The organism is Agarivorans aestuarii (assembly GCF_019670125.1).
In the GTDB taxonomy this organism is placed as follows: domain Bacteria; phylum Pseudomonadota; class Gammaproteobacteria; order Enterobacterales; family Celerinatantimonadaceae; genus Agarivorans; species Agarivorans aestuarii.
This window is the reverse complement of sequence record NZ_AP023033.1, coordinates 3,039,908-3,055,546: the sequence shown is the minus strand read 5'-3', so window position 1 is coordinate 3,055,546 and position 15,639 is coordinate 3,039,908. Positions and strand designations below refer to the sequence as shown.

Below are 15,639 nucleotides of genomic sequence, written 5' to 3'. Positions count from 1 at the left end.
CTTACCAACTAACCGTAGCCAATTGACGCATGATTTGGTCTGCGGCCATTACTCTAAGCTCTGAATAAAGCAATTCACGTTCACGCTGTTTAGCTAAAGCTGCCAAAGGGTTATCTTGGAAATCTCGGTGCAGTTGCACATTAATCGGGAAGTTACCTTGGTCGGCTACCTGTAAGTAACCACCTACTTGATAGCTTAATTCGTACTCTGCTACCTGACCATTTTCGAACAAAGACAAGGTACGTTTACTAATGTCTTCGCCTCGTAAGTGCAGGGTAGGGATACCGCTTTCTGGGAACTCAAATACTGCTACATTGTTTTGCGCTAGCTGGCGCTTTAACTCACGAACTAGTGGGCTAAATTCATCGCTTGAAGAGACATAAATTTGAGTGAGTTTGTCATCGAGCATGTAGCTGCCACGGGGTGCAAAGCCACAGGCGGAAACTAAGCTGATGGCTAGGGCAATAACGGCGAAACGAATGGTTGTTAAAGTCATGCTTTCTCGTAATTAAAAACGGCGGGCTGGTACCCGCCGTATAACTTTAGTTAGCAACAATGTTTAGCAGTTTTCCTGCAACATAAATTACTTTGCGTACGGTTTTTCCGTCAACAAACTTAGCCACGTTTTCGTCGCCCATTGCCAGCGCTTGAACCGCTTCTTGGTCTGCATCTGCAGCCACGGTGAGTTTGGCGCGTAGCTTGCCGTTTACTTGAACAACAATAAGTTTGCTGTCTTCTACCATGGCTTTTTCATCAGCCACTGGCCAATCAGCAGTATCAATCTCGCCTTCGTTACCTAGCTGTTGCCATAGCTGAGCACAAACATGCGGGGTAATGGGCGACAGCATTAATACTACGGCATTAATCGCTTCACGGGTTACTGCACGGTTGTTGGCATCGCTTTGGTCAGCTTTGGTTAGCTTGTTCATCAACTCCATAATCGCTGCAATAGCGGTATTGAAGGTTTGACGGCGGCCAACATCATCACTCACTTTAGCGATGGTTTTGTGTACTTCGCGGCGTAGGTCTTTTTGCGCGGTGCTTAAGCTAGCAACATCTAATGCCGGCGCGTCACCAGCGCTAACGTGGTCAAAGGCCAGCTTCCAAACACGACGTAGGAAACGTAACGAGCCTTCTACTGCACTGTCTTGCCATTCAAGTGTTTGCTCTGCAGGTGCGGCAAACATCATAAACAAGCGCACGGTATCGGCACCATATTTGTCTACCATTACTTGTGGGTCGATGCCGTTATTCTTCGACTTCGACATTTTGCTCATGCCAGCATAAACAAGTGGCTTACCTTCGGCTGTTTTTGCACTGGTAATACGGCCTTTCTCATCTTTCTCAGTGATCGCATCTACCGGAGAAACCCAAACCTTGCCGCCTTTCTCATCTTCATAGTAGAAGGCGTCTGCCAATACCATGCCTTGCGTTAGCAAGCGTTTAAACGGTTCGTCTGAGTCTACTAAGCCAGAGTCGCGCAATAACTTATGGAAGAAACGGGCGTAAAGTAGGTGCAAAATTGCGTGTTCAATACCACCAATGTACTGATCAACGGGCAGCCAGTAGTTGGCTTGCTCTGGGTCTAGCATCATGTCTTCGTTGTTAGCACTACAGTAACGCGCGTAGTACCAGCTAGATTCCATGAAGGTGTCGAAAGTATCGGTTTCGTGGAAGGCTTCTTGACCTTCAAATTCAGTTTTTGCCCACTCTGGATCGGCTTTAATTGGCGAGGTTACGCCATTCATCACCACATCTTCTGGAAGAACAACCGGTAGTTGGTCTTCTGGCACTGGCACAACATCACCGTTAGCTAGGTTTAGCATTGGGATTGGCGTACCCCAGTAACGCTGGCGGCTTACGCCCCAATCGCGTAGGCGGAAGTTAACTTGTTTGTTACCTTTGCCAATGGATTCAAGTTTGGCTGCAACGGCATCAAAGGCGGCTTTAAATTCTAAGCCGTCAAATTCACCCGAGTTAAACAATACGCCTTTCTCGGTGAATGCTTGCTCTGATAAGTCTAGCTCAGCATCGCTTGGCTTAATGACACCTACAATCTCTAAACCGTAAGCTTGAGCAAATTCGAAATCACGTTGGTCGTGTGCTGGCACAGCCATTACTGCACCAGAGCCGTAACCCATTAATACAAAGTTAGCGACCCAAATTGGCACTAGCTTACCCGTTAGAGGATGAACGGCATTTAGGCCAGTAGCCATGCCTTTCTTCTCCATGGTCGCCATGTCGGCTTCGGCCACTTTGTTGTTTTTGCATTCTTCGATGAAGGCGGCTAATTCTGGGTTAGTTTTAGCGGCTTCTAAAGCAAGTGGATGTTGCGCAGCTACGCCAACGTAGGTTACACCCATTACGGTGTCTGGGCGGGTGGTGTAAATAGAGAACTGCTCGTTGCTGTTCTCTAAACCAAACTGCATTTCTACGCCTTCAGAACGGCCAATCCAGTTACGCTGCATGGTTTTAACTTGCTCTGGCCAGTCATCTAACTGGTCTAAATCGTCAAGTAACTCTTGAGCGTAATCGGTGATTTTAATAAACCACTGCGGGATTTCTTTTTGCTCAACTAATGCGCCAGAGCGCCAGCCGCGGCCATCAATAACCTGCTCGTTAGCCAGTACGGTTTGGTCTACTGGATCCCAGTTAACCGTGGCCATTTTTTTGTATACCAAGCCTTTTTCGTAAAGCTTAGTGAAAAACCACTGCTCCCAACGGTAGTAATCTGGCTTACAGGTAGCCAGTTCACGATCCCAGTCGTAGCCAAAACCCAGCTGTTTTAGCTGAGTTTTCATGTATTCAATGTTTTCGTAGGTCCATTTAGCTGGCGCGGTATTGTTGTTAATGGCTGCGTTTTCTGCTGGAAGACCAAATGCATCCCAACCCATTGGTTGCATAACATTTTTACCTTGCATGCGCTGGTAGCGAGAGACTACGTCACCAATGGTGTAGTTGCGCACGTGACCCATGTGTAGACGGCCACTTGGGTAAGGGAACATAGACAGGCAGTAAAACTTCTCTTTACCAGGCTGCTCAACAACTTTAAAGGTTTGCGCTTGCTCCCAGTGCTGTTGCACTTTGGTTTCAATATCACGCGGATTGTATTGCTCTTGCATTGATGGAATCTTCCAGAATGAACCAAATTTGGATTAGGCAGCCTATTGCTACCATACTCGATCCGCATAGGATACCGAGTCCGCCTGCCGACAACAATAGCTAGCGCACATTTGCAGTGAAACAAAAGGTCTATGCTTAATAATGTAAATGCACTTTAGACTGTGGGTGAGTTATGCCAAAGCGAGTAAAAGCCTATCAAGCCTTTGTGGAAGATCTTGAAAAGCGTATTCAAGAAAGTGGAGAAGTGGGTCAAGAGGAGCTGTCTAAGCTTATTGATACCACGCAAGAGTATTTACAAGCCGCTAGCGACTTAAGCCAAGATGAATGGCAACTAATTGCCAATTATGTACGTCGTGATTTAAGTGATTGGCGCAGCGATTACCAGCGTGCTTATGACGAAAGCCCCGGAATGGCCTTGCTCAAAGAGAGCATTTGGTATTGGCTAGCTAAATTGAGTGACCAAAGCCAAGTGGAATGGCATGAGCTAATTGGTGACTTGCAACACCAAGGTGTATACCAAAGCGGTGAGTTAATTGGTTTAGGGGTGATTGAATGCACCGAGTGTGGTGATAAAACCGCCTTGTGGCACCCAACCATTATTAGTAGCTGTGAGCACTGCCAAGGTAAGCGATTTTATCGTCATCCTATTAGTGAGCAGCAGGCTTGAGATAACTCAAAGCGCTTATAACAACAGCGCTTTGATGCTTAGTTTAATAGTTGGCAGTAGGTTGCAGCTTTCGCTGGCGGATCCGTTGTACCAAGCCAGAGGCTAAACCTAGTAACACGATTAATGCGACAGGCCATAGGCCAAAGCGCTGATAAGGCGTTACACCCGTTGCTGGGATAACCTCTCCGCTTAGGGTGAGCTGTTGATACTCTGGTGCACGTTGCTGAATATTGCCAAAGCGGTCGATTATTGCGGTTACTCCAGTATTGGTGGAGCGCAGCACCGGACGGCCAAATTCTAAGGCGCGCATCTGCGCTATTTCTAAATGCTGTTGGGGGCCAATAGAGGTGCCAAACCAAGCATCGTTGCTGACCGTTATAATCGCGTCGGTCTCTGGCGTAAATTGCGGTCTTAGTAATTCACCAAAGGCGATTTCATAGCAAATTGCCGCTAGCCATTGATGTCCTTTTACTTCCAAGTTCTGCTGCGTAGTATCCCCGCGATTAAACGAAGACATTGGCAAATTGAAAAACGGCGCTAAGGGGCGCAGCAATTGCTCAAAAGGCACAAATTCACCTATCGGTAATAAGTGATTTTTATAGTAGCGATTAGGGTTTTCGTAGTAATACGCAGAGCTAGCCCCCGCTTCTTCCGTTTGCTGGCCAAGTGTTATTAGTGCGTTGTAATACTGGTTGTTTTGTAAATCGTGAGCAATAACACCAGTAATTAAGGCTTGTTGTTTATTAAGCAATTGGCCGTCTAAGTCATGCAAGAAATCAATGACTTCATATTCTAAGGCTGCGATAGCGGACTCCGGCCATACTATTACATCGGCATCTTCAATTGCGGCGGTTTCTTGTTGATACATCACCAAGCTTGCTGCGCGATGTTGAGGCAACCACTTTATGTCTAGAGGTACATTGCCTTGTACCAGCGCTACTTTTAACGAGGGCTGTGCGTCAGTCCAGCTGGTGCCGGTAAAAATGCTACCAATAATCAGCGGTAAGGCGATGATTGCGCAGGCAAGCCAGCGCACTTTGCCGCTTTGGCGCACTATAAGTGCTCCGGCTGCGGCTAATAGCAGTACTAGCCAAGTAACACCATAGAGGCCAAATACTGGTGCAATAGCTGCTAGCGGCGAGTCTATTTGGCTATAACCCGGCTGCAACCAAGGAAATCCGGTTAATACCCAACTACGGAGCCATTCACCTAATAGCCAACAACTGGGAAACCACATTAGAAAATACAGTGCACCGCGTCGGCCCTGCCATTTATTGGCTAGCCAACAAGAAAACGCGGGGTAAAGTGAGAGGTAAGCAACCAGCAGCGCCATTAGCGCTAAGCTAACCACTAATGGCATACCGCCAAATTCGGCCATGCTTACATGTACCCAGTGAATGCCATAGCCAAACCAACCTAGGCCATAACAAAAACCCAGTTTAAAGCCCGATTGTTCTGGCTTTAATAATAGTAGTAATCCCAATAATGAAAGAGGCATCAGCGGCCAGAGGCCATAGGGAGCAAAGGCGAAAGGGGCAACTAGGCCACAAACAAAAGCGGCTAACAAAGGTAGCCGCGGCGTTAAATTTAGCTTCATTTATTCTTGAATGCTTAACTGTAAGGCTTTGTCTTCAGGTATGCTTACTTGCAGTTGAACTAAGCGGCGGCGGTCAGCCGTTCTAACCTTGAATCTATAACCTTCAATGTCAATCGACTCCCCTCGGCCAGGCAGGTGGCCAAAGGCATGGGTAACCATACCGCCAATGGTATCAACCTCGTCGTCACTAAAATCGCAGCCAAAGTATTGGTTGAAATCTTCGATGTCGGTTAATGCATTAACCGCAAAGGTTTTATCATTTATGCGGCGAATATCGTCTTGTAAGGCTTCTTCGTTGGCAAATTCATCTTCGATATCACCAACAATAATTTCTAGTATGTCTTCAATGGTCACTAGGCCAGAAACGCCGCCAAACTCATCCACTACGATGGCCATGTGGTAACGCTCGCTTCGAAACTCTTTAAGAAGTTTGTCGATGCGTTTACTCTCTGGCACTACCACTGCTGGGCGAATTACTTCGCTAAGCGGGGTAGTTGATGCTTCTTCAGTGAAGGCAAATTTGAGCAAATCTTTAGCGAGAAGGACGCCTTCGATGTGGTCTTTGTCTTCATTAATCACCGGAAAACGTGAGTGGCGTGCTTTGGTAAGGGTAGGCAAGATTTCAGCAATGGTGTGGCTTACGTCTAAAGTCACCATTTGCGAGCGTGGGATCATGATGTCTCTAACACGTTGGCTTGATACATCAAGTACACCTTCAATCATTTCTCGGGTGTTTTGGTCGATCAGTTCTCGTTGATTGGCATCTTGAATTACTTCTACCAATTCCTCTTTGCTTTTCGGCTCTCCTTGTACCAGCTGAACTATCTTATCTATCCAGCCTTTTTTAGCAGAGCCGTTGCTAGAGTGAGGGTTGTCGTCGCTCATATATTTTATTGTTTACCTAGTTAGTTATTTAACTGGCATTAGTAAGGGTTACTAATGCCCAATTTGGTAAGCACTGCAATTTCTAGTGCTTCCATTTCTTCTGCTTCTTGATCCTCAATATGATCATAACCTAGCAGATGAAGGCTTCCATGTACAACCATGTGAGCCCAGTGATCAAACACCGCTTTTCCCTGCTCTTCAGCCTCTCGTTCCACCACTTGGCGGCAGATGACTAAGTCGCCTAATAGCGGTAATAAAACCCCTGGAGGCGCTTCAAACGGGAAAGATAACACGTTGGTTGGTTTATCTTTATTACGATACTGCGAATTTAACGCTTGGCTCTCGGCTTCGTCAACAATGCGAACGGTAATTTCGCTATCATGATCTTGTTCTACTAACGTTGCATGCAACCAAGACTCAAAAGCGGTGATACTGGGTAAGTTTTCTTGGTCGCCAGTGGCAATTTGTAAATCAACAACCGCCATGCTTATTCTCCGCCATTTTGGCTAAGTTTTTGCGCGGCTTCTCGGCGTTGCTTTTGTTTTTCTTCGGCAATGCGGTCACGTTCATCTTGCTCTTCGTAAGCTTCTACAATTGCTGCCACAATGGGGTGGCGCACAACATCGGCCGCTTGGAAGAAGTTAAAGCTTAGTGCTGGTACTTCGCCCAATACTTCAATGGCATGGCGTAAGCCTGATTTTTGATGGCGCGGTAAGTCTACTTGGGTAATGTCACCGGTGATGACGGCGCGCGAGTTAAAGCCAATGCGGGTTAAGAACATTTTCATTTGCTCAACCGTGGTGTTTTGGCTTTCATCCAAGATGATATAGGCGTCATTTAAGGTACGTCCACGCATGTAAGCCAGTGGCGCAACTTCAATTACGTTGCGCTCTATTAAGCGTTCCACTTTTTCAAAACCGAGCATCTCAAACAGGGCGTCGTAAAGAGGGCGTAGGTAAGGGTCTACCTTTTGGCTTAGATCGCCAGGTAAAAAGCCCAGCTTTTCGCCGGCTTCTACCGCTGGGCGAGTAAGCAAGATACGGCGAACTTCCTGACGCTCTAAGGCGTCTACTGCACAAGCAACTGCTAGGTAGGTTTTACCAGTACCTGCCGGGCCAATACCAAAGGTCACGTCGTGACCAAGCATGTTGCCAATGTAGTTGGCTTGGTTAGGTGTACGTGGCTTAATCACGCCGCGTTTGGTTTTTATGTTTAGTTCTTTGCCGTAGTGCTGAGCACTTTCTTCGTCTTGCTCTAAAGCGTGGCTTTCTTGAATCGCCAGATGCACTTTTTCTGGGCTTAGCTCAGGAATGTCGCCACCTTTAAGCGGTGCAGTTTCAACATACAGCGAGCGCAAAATACTGCCAGCAATTAAACACATGCCATGGCGGCCAGTGATTTGGAAGTTGTTACTGCGATAACTAATTTCTACACCTAAACGGCGTTCAAGTTGCTTTAAGTTATCATCAAATGGGCCACAAAGATGGGCAAGGCGTGGGCTAGAGGCAGGCTCTAAATGAATTTCAATAGAATTGATTTTATTACTCAAATTGTTTTCGGGCTGGCTAGAGAAGCCAGCCTCAACTCCTTAAAGGCTATCTCGGCGACTAAGGCGTAAAGCTTGCCACACCTAGGTGGTCAGCTTGCCCATCGGTTTTGTCGATAATAGTGGCAGGGGCAACGTCATTACGCAACTGCATTTGTTGTTCGGTTCGTAGTAACTCACCACGTAGCGAGTGAGCAAACACATCAACAATCTTCACATCAACGAATTGACCTATTACGTCATGGCTGCCTTCAAAGTTCACTACGCGGTTATTTTCGGTGCGGCCACGCAGTTCCATTGGGTTTTTCTTCGATGGGCCTTCAACCAAAATACGCTGCTCGGTATCTAGCATGCGACGGCTTACTTGCATCGCTTGCTGGTTGATCCGCTCTTGCAGAATGTATAAACGTTGTTTCTTCTCTTCTTCGCTAACATCGTCTGGTAAATCTGCTGCAGGGGTACCTGGACGAGCGCTGTATATAAAGCTAAAGCTCATATCAAAGTTAACTTGTTCAATAAGCTTCATGGTATCGGCGAAGTCGTCTTGAGTTTCACCTGGGTAGCCAACAATAAAGTCAGAGCTGATTTCTATGTCTGGACGAGCCTTACGTAATTTGCGAATAATAGATTTGTATTCGATTGCTGTGTGACCACGCTTCATTAAGTTAAGAATGCGGTCGGCACCACTTTGTACAGGTAAGTGCAAGAAGCTCACTAGCTCAGGAGTATCGGCATATACATCAACGATATCGTCGGTAAATTCGATAGGGTGGCTAGTGGTAAAGCGAATCCGGTCGATGCCGTTAATACTGGCAACGTAACGCAGTAATTCGGCAAAGCTACAAATGCTGTCGTCGTGAGTTAGGCCACGGTAGGCATTTACGTTTTGCCCAAGTAGGTTTACTTCACGTACGCCTTGGTCGGCCAGTGAGGCAATTTCGTATAATACGTCGTCTAGTGGGCGGCTAACTTCTTCACCACGGGTATAAGGCACAACACAGAAGGTACAGTATTTACTACAGCCTTCCATGATGGATACAAAAGCGGTAGCACCTTCGGCACGCGGTTCTGGCAAGCGGTCAAATTTTTCGATTTCTGGAAAGCTTACGTCTACTACCGATTTCTCGCCGCCTTTCACTTGCTTAATCATTTCTGGTAATCGGTGCAGAGTTTGCGGGCCAAATACAATATCTACGTAAGGCGCGCGTTCGCGAATCGCTTTACCTTCTTGTGAGGCAACGCAGCCGCCTACTCCAATCACTAAATTAGGCTTTTTGTTTTTGAGTGTTTTCCAGCGACCTAACTGGTGAAATACCTTCTCTTGCGCTTTTTCGCGAATTGAACAGGTATTTAGTAGCAGTACGTCGGCATCGTCAGCTTCTTCAGTTAGCTGAAAACCATGGGTCGCATCGAGTAGGTCGGCCATTTTCGAGGAATCGTACTCGTTCATTTGGCAGCCCCAAGTTTTGATATGCAGCTTATTTCCCATCGTTTTACTCATTATTACATCGTTAAAAAAGGACGCGTATTTTACTGGTTTAAAGCTAGCCTGACTAGTAACAATCACAGTGTTTGCCAGAAAAAAGGCTAAAAAGTGTTCGTGCTTGTTTGCAGGCGCGTTGGTGCTCAGTTTCTTGCGCCATTATTCGCATCCATTTATGGCTTCAGGTTACACTGCACAAAATAGTGAGAACAAATTGAAAGAGCATGGAAAAATTTGATGTTGTGGTTGTTGGCGGCGGCATGATTGGCGCGGCTAGTGCGCAAGGTTTTGCCTTACAGGGCTTATCAGTATTGATGTTGGAGTCTTTTGAGCCCAAAGCTTTTGACACTAATCAGCCGATAGACTTGCGCGTAAGCGCAATTAGCCACGCCAGCGTAAACTTGCTTAAGCAGTTAGACGCTTGGTCAGCGATTAGTGCAATGCGCCTGTGCCCTTACCAACAGTTGCAGGTATGGGAAGATCCTCAAGACAAACTAATTTTTGATAGTGCTCAACTCAACTTGCCTGAGTTAGGCTTTATGTTAGAAAACCGCATTATTCAATTGGGCTTATGGCAAGCGAATGAACGGGCTGGGGTAAGCCGTAAAATTGTTCAAACGTCACAGTTAATTAGCAATAGTCAGCAAGGCGTAGAGCTACTGGTTGATGATGTTTCGCTTAGTGCCAGCCTAATGGTAGTTGCCGATGGGGCTAATTCTAAAATGCGTGAGCAATTAGGTTTAGGCATTAGCGCTTGGGATTATCGCCACGACTGTTTTGCGATTAACGTTAAATTAGATGCGCCCCAGCAAACTGCTACGTGGCAGCAATTTTACCCCACTGGACCAAGGGCGTTGTTACCACTAGCTAACCAACATGCAGCGCTAATATGGTATGACGCTAAAGCCACTATTCAAGAGCTTAAACAGCTTAGCAAAGCACAGTTAAAACAGCGTATTGAAAGCGAGTTTCCCCGTTTACCTGGCGAGATAGAAATACTCGATTCCGCTAGTTTTCCCTTAACTCGACGCCATGTTGGTAATTACGTAAAACACAGTGCAGTGGTGATTGGCGATGCAGCACATACCATTAATCCGCTTGCAGGGCAGGGAGTAAACCTTGGCTACCGAGACGTGAAGTGCTTACTAGAACAAGTTGAGCGCTATGGCATTGGCAATAAAGATAAAGCCTTGAGCCGCTTTGAAGTGCGCCGTAAGCCCGACAACCACGTAATGCAAAGTGGTATGGATTTATTTTATCTAATGTTCTCAAACAGCTTACCGCCGCTACAAGCTATGCGTAAGCTAGCCATTAAAAGCGTACAACAATCAGGCCCAGTAAAAGACTGGGCACTAAAATATGCTTTGGGTGATTTACACTAGCCAAAGCATCGAAGAGATCTTAATTAGAAACCTGCGTATAGCAGGTTTTTTTGTAGGAAAGTTTGATGAGCAGATAGAAAAAAGGCCTGCTAATAAGCAGGCCTTTAAAGGTGGCAGGGATAGCTGGATTTGAACCAACGAATGGCGGCATCAAAAGCCGCTGCCTTACCGCTTGGCGATATCCCTACAAAACTCTTTGAACTGGATTCTTCATTAGAGAAGAATGGTGCGGAAGGAGAGACTTGAACTCTCACACCTTGCGATACTAGAACCTAAATCTAGCGCGTCTACCAATTCCGCCACTTCCGCACGAAATACTTCTAAAACTAATGGTGGCTATGGCGGGACTTGAACCTGCGACCCCAGCATTATGAGTGCTGTGCTCTAACCAGCTGAGCTACATAGCCATCTGTAATTTCACAGCGTGAATTTACAAATTTATCGGCAGGGCAAGCAAATTCTAGTCAACAACATAGACCTTACTGTCTTACCTGGGCAAATTGCCCTATTCATTTACTGCATTCTCAGGTAAACCTGAGCACAATAAAAGTGGCAGGGATAGCTGGATTTGAACCAACGAATGGCGGCATCAAAAGCCGCTGCCTTACCGCTTGGCGATATCCCTGCAGAAACTTTTCGAAACAAACATCGCTGAAGTTTCGACTGTCTTAACCCTTAGGTTTAGACTGCAACTAAGAATCATCGTTCTTGCTGCTTAACTCAAGTTATAAAACTCAAGCCATTGAATGTGGCAGGGATAGCTGGATTTGAACCAACGAATGGCGGCATCAAAAGCCGCTGCCTTACCGCTTGGCGATATCCCTGCAGGGTCTTACTATTGGTTTCTTCTTAAAAGAAGAATGGTGCGGAAGGAGAGACTTGAACTCTCACACCTTGCGATACTAGAACCTAAATCTAGCGCGTCTACCAATTCCGCCACTTCCGCAAATTTCTTATTGTAACTTTAGCAGTATACAATAATGGTGGCTATGGCGGGACTTGAACCTGCGACCCCAGCATTATGAGTGCTGTGCTCTAACCAGCTGAGCTACATAGCCTTGTTTTCTACGCTTTGCGTTGAGAACGGGGCGTATTATGCTGATGAGACCCAACAGCGTCAACCGTTTTTTTGCCAAAAAACCGCAAAAAAGTTTGTTTGCGCAGTTTGTGTACGCGATGCACTTAGTTTGCCCATTTCTGCTGTTTGCTTTGTGCGCAATTAACGGTTGCTTGCACACTTGGGCTCCGAAGGTTTTTTCGACCTTGCTTTAGCTCTTGGCTAAAAACTGAATGGTTTGGTTAGCAGAACGCTTGCTTGAAGGATTGAAGCTAGCTTATTTTAAGGCTAAAACTAGTTACGCTGGAGACCCTGCAATAAGCAAACAGGCAGTTTTAACTAAGTAACAAATACAAAAAAGCCAACACTAGGTTGGCTTTTGGGTCTCGGGTATTAGCTTATACGTTGAATAAGAAGTGAATTACATCACCATCATTTACGACGTAGGTTTTACCTTCTTGGCGCCATTTACCTGCGACCTTTGCACCAGATTCACCTTGGTGTTCGATGTAATCATCATAACCAACCACTTCGGCGCGAATATAGCCCTTTTCAAAGTCGGTATGGATTTTACCCGCAGCCTGTGGGCCTGTAGCACCCACGGGTACTGTCCAAGCGCGTACTTCTTTTACGCCGGCAGTAAAGTAAGTTTGTAGGTCGAGAAGCTCGTAGCCAGCACGAATTACCCGGTTTAAACCAGGCTCTTCTAGGCCCATTTCTTCCATAAACTCGGCTTTTTCTTCAGCGTCTAGCTCGGCAATTTCGCCTTCAATTTCAGCACACACCGCCACTACTACTGCATTTTCGCTCTCGGCAATCTCTTTTACTTTGTCTAGGTAAGGATTGTTTTCAAAACCGTCGTCATTAACGTTTGCAATGTACATGGTTGGCTTAGCGGTTAAGAAGTTCATGTAAGCAATTGCTGCTTTTTCTTCTTTGCTTAGCTCTAAGCTGCGCAGCATAAGGTCAGCTTCTAGGTGAGCTTGAACTTTAACTAGTATTTCGGCTTCAAATTTAGCGTCTTTATCGCCGCCTTTGGCTTTTTTAGCAACGCGGATCTGGGCTTTTTCACAAGTATCTAAATCAGATAAAGCCAGCTCGGTATTAATAGTGTCAATGTCGTCGGCCGGGTCAACTTTGCCTGATACATGCACAATGTTGTCGTTTTCGAAACAGCGAACCACATGGCCAATCGCATCGGTTTCGCGAATGTTAGCTAAGAATTTGTTACCTAAACCTTCACCTTTAGATGCGCCGGCAACTAGACCTGCGATATCCACAAATTCCATAGTAGTTGGAAGAATGCGTTGCGGATTAACAATGGCGGCTAGGGCGTCTAAACGCTCATCAGGAACAGGTACTACGCCGGTGTTTGGCTCAATAGTACAAAATGGAAAGTTAGCAGCTTCGATGCCGGCTTGAGTCAGAGCGTTAAAAAGGGTCGACTTGCCTACGTTTGGCAAACCAACGATGCCACATTTAAATCCCATAATAATACCTATTTGTGTAAGGGGCTTAGCCCGCTTTATAACTATGTAATCGATTCATTGCTTTGCTTAATCCATCTTTAAGCAATACATCGGTACTGCGTACCGCTTCATCAATTGCATCATCAATCAGTAGTTGTTCGCTTTTAGGTGCTTTACCTAGTACGAAACCAGAAACTCGGTCTTTGTGACCGGGATGTCCAATACCTATCCGTAAACGATGGAAATCTTTGCTGTTGCCAAATTTACTGATGATATCGCGCAGACCATTGTGGCCGCCATGTCCACCACCTTTTTTAAAGCGTGCTACGCCAGGGGGTAAATCAAGTTCGTCGTGAGCAACCATTATTTGCTCAAGTTCAATGCGATAAAATTTAGCCAATGAAGCTACGGACTTGCCGCTAAGATTCATAAACGTTGTGGGGATTAACAAACGAAGTTCTTGCCCAGCCAATTGAATGCGGCCGGTTAATCCGAAGTGTTTGCTATCTGGTTTTAGTTGGACGTGATGATTGTTGGCTAGTTGCGTGACTAACCATGCGCCAGCATTGTGGCGAGTTGAAGCATATTCGGGGCCAGGATTACCCAGGCCCACGAGTAAACGAATATCGTTTATCACTATTCTTCAGTAGCTGCTTCTTCAGAATCAGATGCAGATTCAGGAGCTTCTTCAGACACGGCTTTAGGAGTAGTAATAGATACTACAGCTTGGTCGTGGTCTTCGCCTTTCGCTAATTCAACAGAAGTAACGTTAGCTGGTAAAGTGATGTCAGAAATGTGTAGTGAGTGACCTAGTTCTAGGTTAGCTACGTCCACTTCGATGTACTCAGGTAGATCTTTAGCTAGACAGCTAACTTCGATCTCAGTTGCCAAGTGGTGTACTTTACCGCCATTCTTAACTGCTTCTGCTGACTCTTCGTTTAGGAAGTGTAGAGGAACTGCTTTATGGATAGCTTTAGTATTATCAACACGTTGGAAATCGATGTGTTGAACACGTGGCTTGTATGCATGACGCTGCATGTCTTTTACTAATACGTCTACTGCTTCACCAGCAACATTCAAAGTAATGATGCTTGAGTAAAACGCTTCAGCTTCTTGAGCTTTCATCACGTGACGTTGCTCAAGAGTGATTGATACAGGTTGTTGACCAGCACCGTAAACGATAGCAGGAACTTTCTCTTCGTGACGTAGGCGGCGGCTCGCACCTTTCCCTAGGTCTGTACGCAGTTCAGCGTCAAGTTTAATGTTAGACATTGTGTTTCTCCAAATAATAAAATGAGGCTAAAGTTTCGCGACCAAACTCTAACCAGTACCTCGTTGAATTAGCGAAAAAGTGCATAACACTTGGTCTCTTCAATTCAAAAGGCGCGGCATTCTACCATTGACGTTTTTGAAAGCCAATAAAAAAGCGCGGTAATTCACATTACCGCGCTTTTGAAATTTGTTTGTTTATTGCTGCTTAGAACATTGCAGAGATAGATTCTTCGTTGCTTACGCGACGAATAGCTTCTGCTAGCATTGGCGCAAGCGACAATTGACGCACTTTCTCAACATTACGCATTTCTTCAGTTAGCGGAATAGAGTCAGTGATAATCACTTCATCTAAGGCTGACTCTGTAATGTTGTTTGCTGCATTGCCAGAAAATACTGGGTGAGTCGCGTAAGCGAATACTCGCTTAGCGCCTTTCGCTTTAAGCGCTGCCGCTGCTTGACACAAAGTGCCGCCGGTATCAATCATGTCATCAACCATGATGCAGTCACGGCCATCAACATCACCAATAATGTTCATTACTTGAGCAACATTTGCGCGAGGACGACGTTTGTCGATAATCGCTAAGTCACTGTCGTTGAGCATTTTAGCTACTGCACGCGCACGTACCACGCCACCAATGTCTGGAGACACAACTACTGGAGATTCTAGATTTCTGTCTAGCATGTCTTGTAGCAATACTGGGCTACCAAAAGCATTATCAACAGGTACGTCGAAGAAACCTTGAATTTGCTCAGCATGAAGGTCAACGGTTAGTACACGGTCAACACCTACACTTGATAGGAAATCTGCCACTACTTTAGCGGTAATTGGCACACGCGCACTGCGTGGACGACGGTCTTGACGAGCGTAACCAAAGTAAGGGATTACTGCAGTAATACGACCCGCAGAGGCACGACGTAGAGCATCAACAATTACGATTAGCTCCATCACGTTGTCGTTAGTTGGAGCGCAAGTGGATTGGACAACAAAAATGTCTCCACCACGAACGTTTTCATTGATTTGTACACTAATCTCGCCATCACTGAATCTACCTACTGAAATATCACCTAGGGTGGTATAGAGGCGGTCAGCAATACGCTGGGCAAGTTCGGGCGTGGCGTTACCGGCGAAGAGTTTCATGTCTGGCACGATGGAAACCT

Annotated in this window: 13 protein-coding genes and 7 tRNA genes; 2 read left to right on the top strand and 18 right to left on the bottom strand. The window is 46.0% G+C overall.

The window, feature by feature from the left end; translation table 11 throughout:
- Position 1: 1 nt before the first annotated feature.
- Together K5609_RS14200 and leuS are read right to left on the bottom strand one after the other, a co-directional pair.
- Positions 2-496, bottom strand: coding sequence for an LPS-assembly lipoprotein LptE (locus K5609_RS14200; RefSeq protein ID WP_221074220.1), 495 nt, complete (start codon positions 494-496; stop codon positions 2-4).
- A gap of 46 nt (positions 497-542) precedes the next feature.
- Entirely contained in the window at positions 543-3,122 is a 2,580-nt protein-coding gene (leuS, locus tag K5609_RS14195) for a leucine--tRNA ligase (protein ID WP_221074219.1), read from the bottom strand.
- Positions 3,123-3,295: 173 nt separating this feature from the next.
- Here leuS and K5609_RS14190 point away from each other — a divergent pair, with 173 nt between their 5' ends.
- On the top strand, positions 3,296-3,790 hold the full coding sequence (locus tag K5609_RS14190) for a zinc ribbon-containing protein (RefSeq protein WP_221074218.1): 495 nt from the start codon (positions 3,296-3,298) through the stop codon (positions 3,788-3,790).
- 43 nt (positions 3,791-3,833) lie between these two features.
- Here the strand turns inward: K5609_RS14190 and lnt are convergent, their stop codons facing one another.
- Genes lnt through miaB form a run of 5 tightly spaced genes read right to left on the bottom strand, consistent with a single transcriptional unit; the run spans position 3,834 to position 9,307 of the window.
- Positions 3,834-5,387, bottom strand: a complete 1,554-nt coding sequence (gene lnt / locus K5609_RS14185; RefSeq protein WP_221074217.1) for an apolipoprotein N-acyltransferase — start codon at positions 5,385-5,387, stop codon at positions 3,834-3,836.
- Entirely contained in the window at positions 5,388-6,272 is an 885-nt protein-coding gene (gene corC, locus K5609_RS14180) for a CNNM family magnesium/cobalt transport protein CorC (RefSeq protein ID WP_163131331.1), read from the bottom strand.
- 38 nt (positions 6,273-6,310) lie between these two features.
- Positions 6,311-6,757 carry an rRNA maturation RNase YbeY gene (gene ybeY / locus K5609_RS14175; RefSeq protein ID WP_221074216.1) on the bottom strand — a complete coding sequence of 149 codons (447 nt, stop codon included), beginning with the start codon at positions 6,755-6,757 and terminating at the stop codon, positions 6,311-6,313.
- A 2-nt stretch (positions 6,758-6,759) separates the two neighbouring features.
- Complete coding sequence (locus K5609_RS14170) at positions 6,760-7,821, bottom strand: PhoH family protein (RefSeq protein ID WP_221074215.1); 1,062 nt, start codon at positions 7,819-7,821, stop codon at positions 6,760-6,762.
- A 58-nt stretch (positions 7,822-7,879) separates the two neighbouring features.
- Positions 7,880-9,307 carry a tRNA (N6-isopentenyl adenosine(37)-C2)-methylthiotransferase MiaB gene (gene miaB / locus K5609_RS14165; protein WP_221077269.1) on the bottom strand — a complete coding sequence of 476 codons (1,428 nt, stop codon included), beginning with the start codon at positions 9,305-9,307 and terminating at the stop codon, positions 7,880-7,882.
- A gap of 218 nt (positions 9,308-9,525) precedes the next feature.
- Here miaB and K5609_RS14160 point away from each other — a divergent pair, with 218 nt between their 5' ends.
- Positions 9,526-10,683, top strand: coding sequence for an FAD-dependent monooxygenase (locus K5609_RS14160; RefSeq protein WP_221074214.1), 1,158 nt, complete (start codon positions 9,526-9,528; stop codon positions 10,681-10,683).
- Positions 10,684-10,794: 111 nt separating this feature from the next.
- Here K5609_RS14160 and K5609_RS14155 read toward each other — a convergent pair.
- The 11 genes from K5609_RS14155 to K5609_RS14105 all read right to left on the bottom strand — a co-directional run bounded on the left by K5609_RS14155 (position 10,795) and on the right by K5609_RS14105 (position 15,628).
- A tRNA-Gln gene (locus K5609_RS14155) sits at positions 10,795-10,869 on the bottom strand.
- Positions 10,870-10,907: 38 nt separating this feature from the next.
- Positions 10,908-10,992 (bottom strand) — tRNA-Leu (locus K5609_RS14150).
- Between the two features lie 21 nt (positions 10,993-11,013).
- A tRNA-Met gene (locus K5609_RS14145) sits at positions 11,014-11,090 on the bottom strand.
- Between the two features lie 143 nt (positions 11,091-11,233).
- Positions 11,234-11,308: transfer RNA gene (locus tag K5609_RS14140), tRNA-Gln, on the bottom strand.
- Positions 11,309-11,432: 124 nt separating this feature from the next.
- A tRNA-Gln gene (locus K5609_RS14135) sits at positions 11,433-11,507 on the bottom strand.
- 37 nt (positions 11,508-11,544) lie between these two features.
- Positions 11,545-11,629 (bottom strand) — tRNA-Leu (locus tag K5609_RS14130).
- Positions 11,630-11,664: 35 nt separating this feature from the next.
- A tRNA-Met gene (locus K5609_RS14125) sits at positions 11,665-11,741 on the bottom strand.
- Between the two features lie 397 nt (positions 11,742-12,138).
- Complete coding sequence (gene ychF, locus K5609_RS14120) at positions 12,139-13,230, bottom strand: redox-regulated ATPase YchF (protein WP_221074213.1); 1,092 nt, start codon at positions 13,228-13,230, stop codon at positions 12,139-12,141.
- Positions 13,231-13,255: 25 nt separating this feature from the next.
- Positions 13,256-13,846, bottom strand: a complete 591-nt coding sequence (gene pth, locus K5609_RS14115; protein ID WP_221074212.1) for an aminoacyl-tRNA hydrolase — start codon at positions 13,844-13,846, stop codon at positions 13,256-13,258.
- Complete coding sequence (locus K5609_RS14110; protein WP_221074211.1) at positions 13,846-14,481, bottom strand: 50S ribosomal protein L25/general stress protein Ctc; 636 nt, start codon at positions 14,479-14,481, stop codon at positions 13,846-13,848. Before K5609_RS14110 ends, pth begins: the two co-directional genes overlap by 1 nt.
- 205 nt (positions 14,482-14,686) lie before the next feature.
- Complete coding sequence (locus tag K5609_RS14105) at positions 14,687-15,628, bottom strand: ribose-phosphate pyrophosphokinase (RefSeq protein WP_221074210.1); 942 nt, start codon at positions 15,626-15,628, stop codon at positions 14,687-14,689.
- Positions 15,629-15,639: the final 11 nt, after the last annotated feature.

Excerpts from the sequence above, each read along its gene's own strand:
- K5609_RS14200 (WP_221074220.1), bottom strand. The coding sequence starts at position 496 with ATGACTTTAACAACCATTCGTTTCGCCGTTATTGCCCTAGCCATCAGC.
- leuS (WP_221074219.1), bottom strand. The coding sequence starts at position 3,122 with ATGCAAGAGCAATACAATCCGCGTGATATTGAAACCAAAGTGCAACAG.
- K5609_RS14190 (WP_221074218.1), top strand. The coding sequence starts at position 3,296 with ATGCCAAAGCGAGTAAAAGCCTATCAAGCCTTTGTGGAAGATCTTGAA.
- lnt (WP_221074217.1), bottom strand. The coding sequence starts at position 5,387 with ATGAAGCTAAATTTAACGCCGCGGCTACCTTTGTTAGCCGCTTTTGTT.
- corC (WP_163131331.1), bottom strand. The coding sequence starts at position 6,272 with ATGAGCGACGACAACCCTCACTCTAGCAACGGCTCTGCTAAAAAAGGC.
- ybeY (WP_221074216.1), bottom strand. The coding sequence starts at position 6,757 with ATGGCGGTTGTTGATTTACAAATTGCCACTGGCGACCAAGAAAACTTA.
- miaB (WP_221077269.1), bottom strand. The coding sequence starts at position 9,307 with ATGGGAAATAAGCTGCATATCAAAACTTGGGGCTGCCAAATGAACGAG.
- K5609_RS14160 (WP_221074214.1), top strand. The coding sequence starts at position 9,526 with ATGGAAAAATTTGATGTTGTGGTTGTTGGCGGCGGCATGATTGGCGCG.
- ychF (WP_221074213.1), bottom strand. The coding sequence starts at position 13,230 with ATGGGATTTAAATGTGGCATCGTTGGTTTGCCAAACGTAGGCAAGTCG.
- K5609_RS14110 (WP_221074211.1), bottom strand. The coding sequence starts at position 14,481 with ATGTCTAACATTAAACTTGACGCTGAACTGCGTACAGACCTAGGGAAA.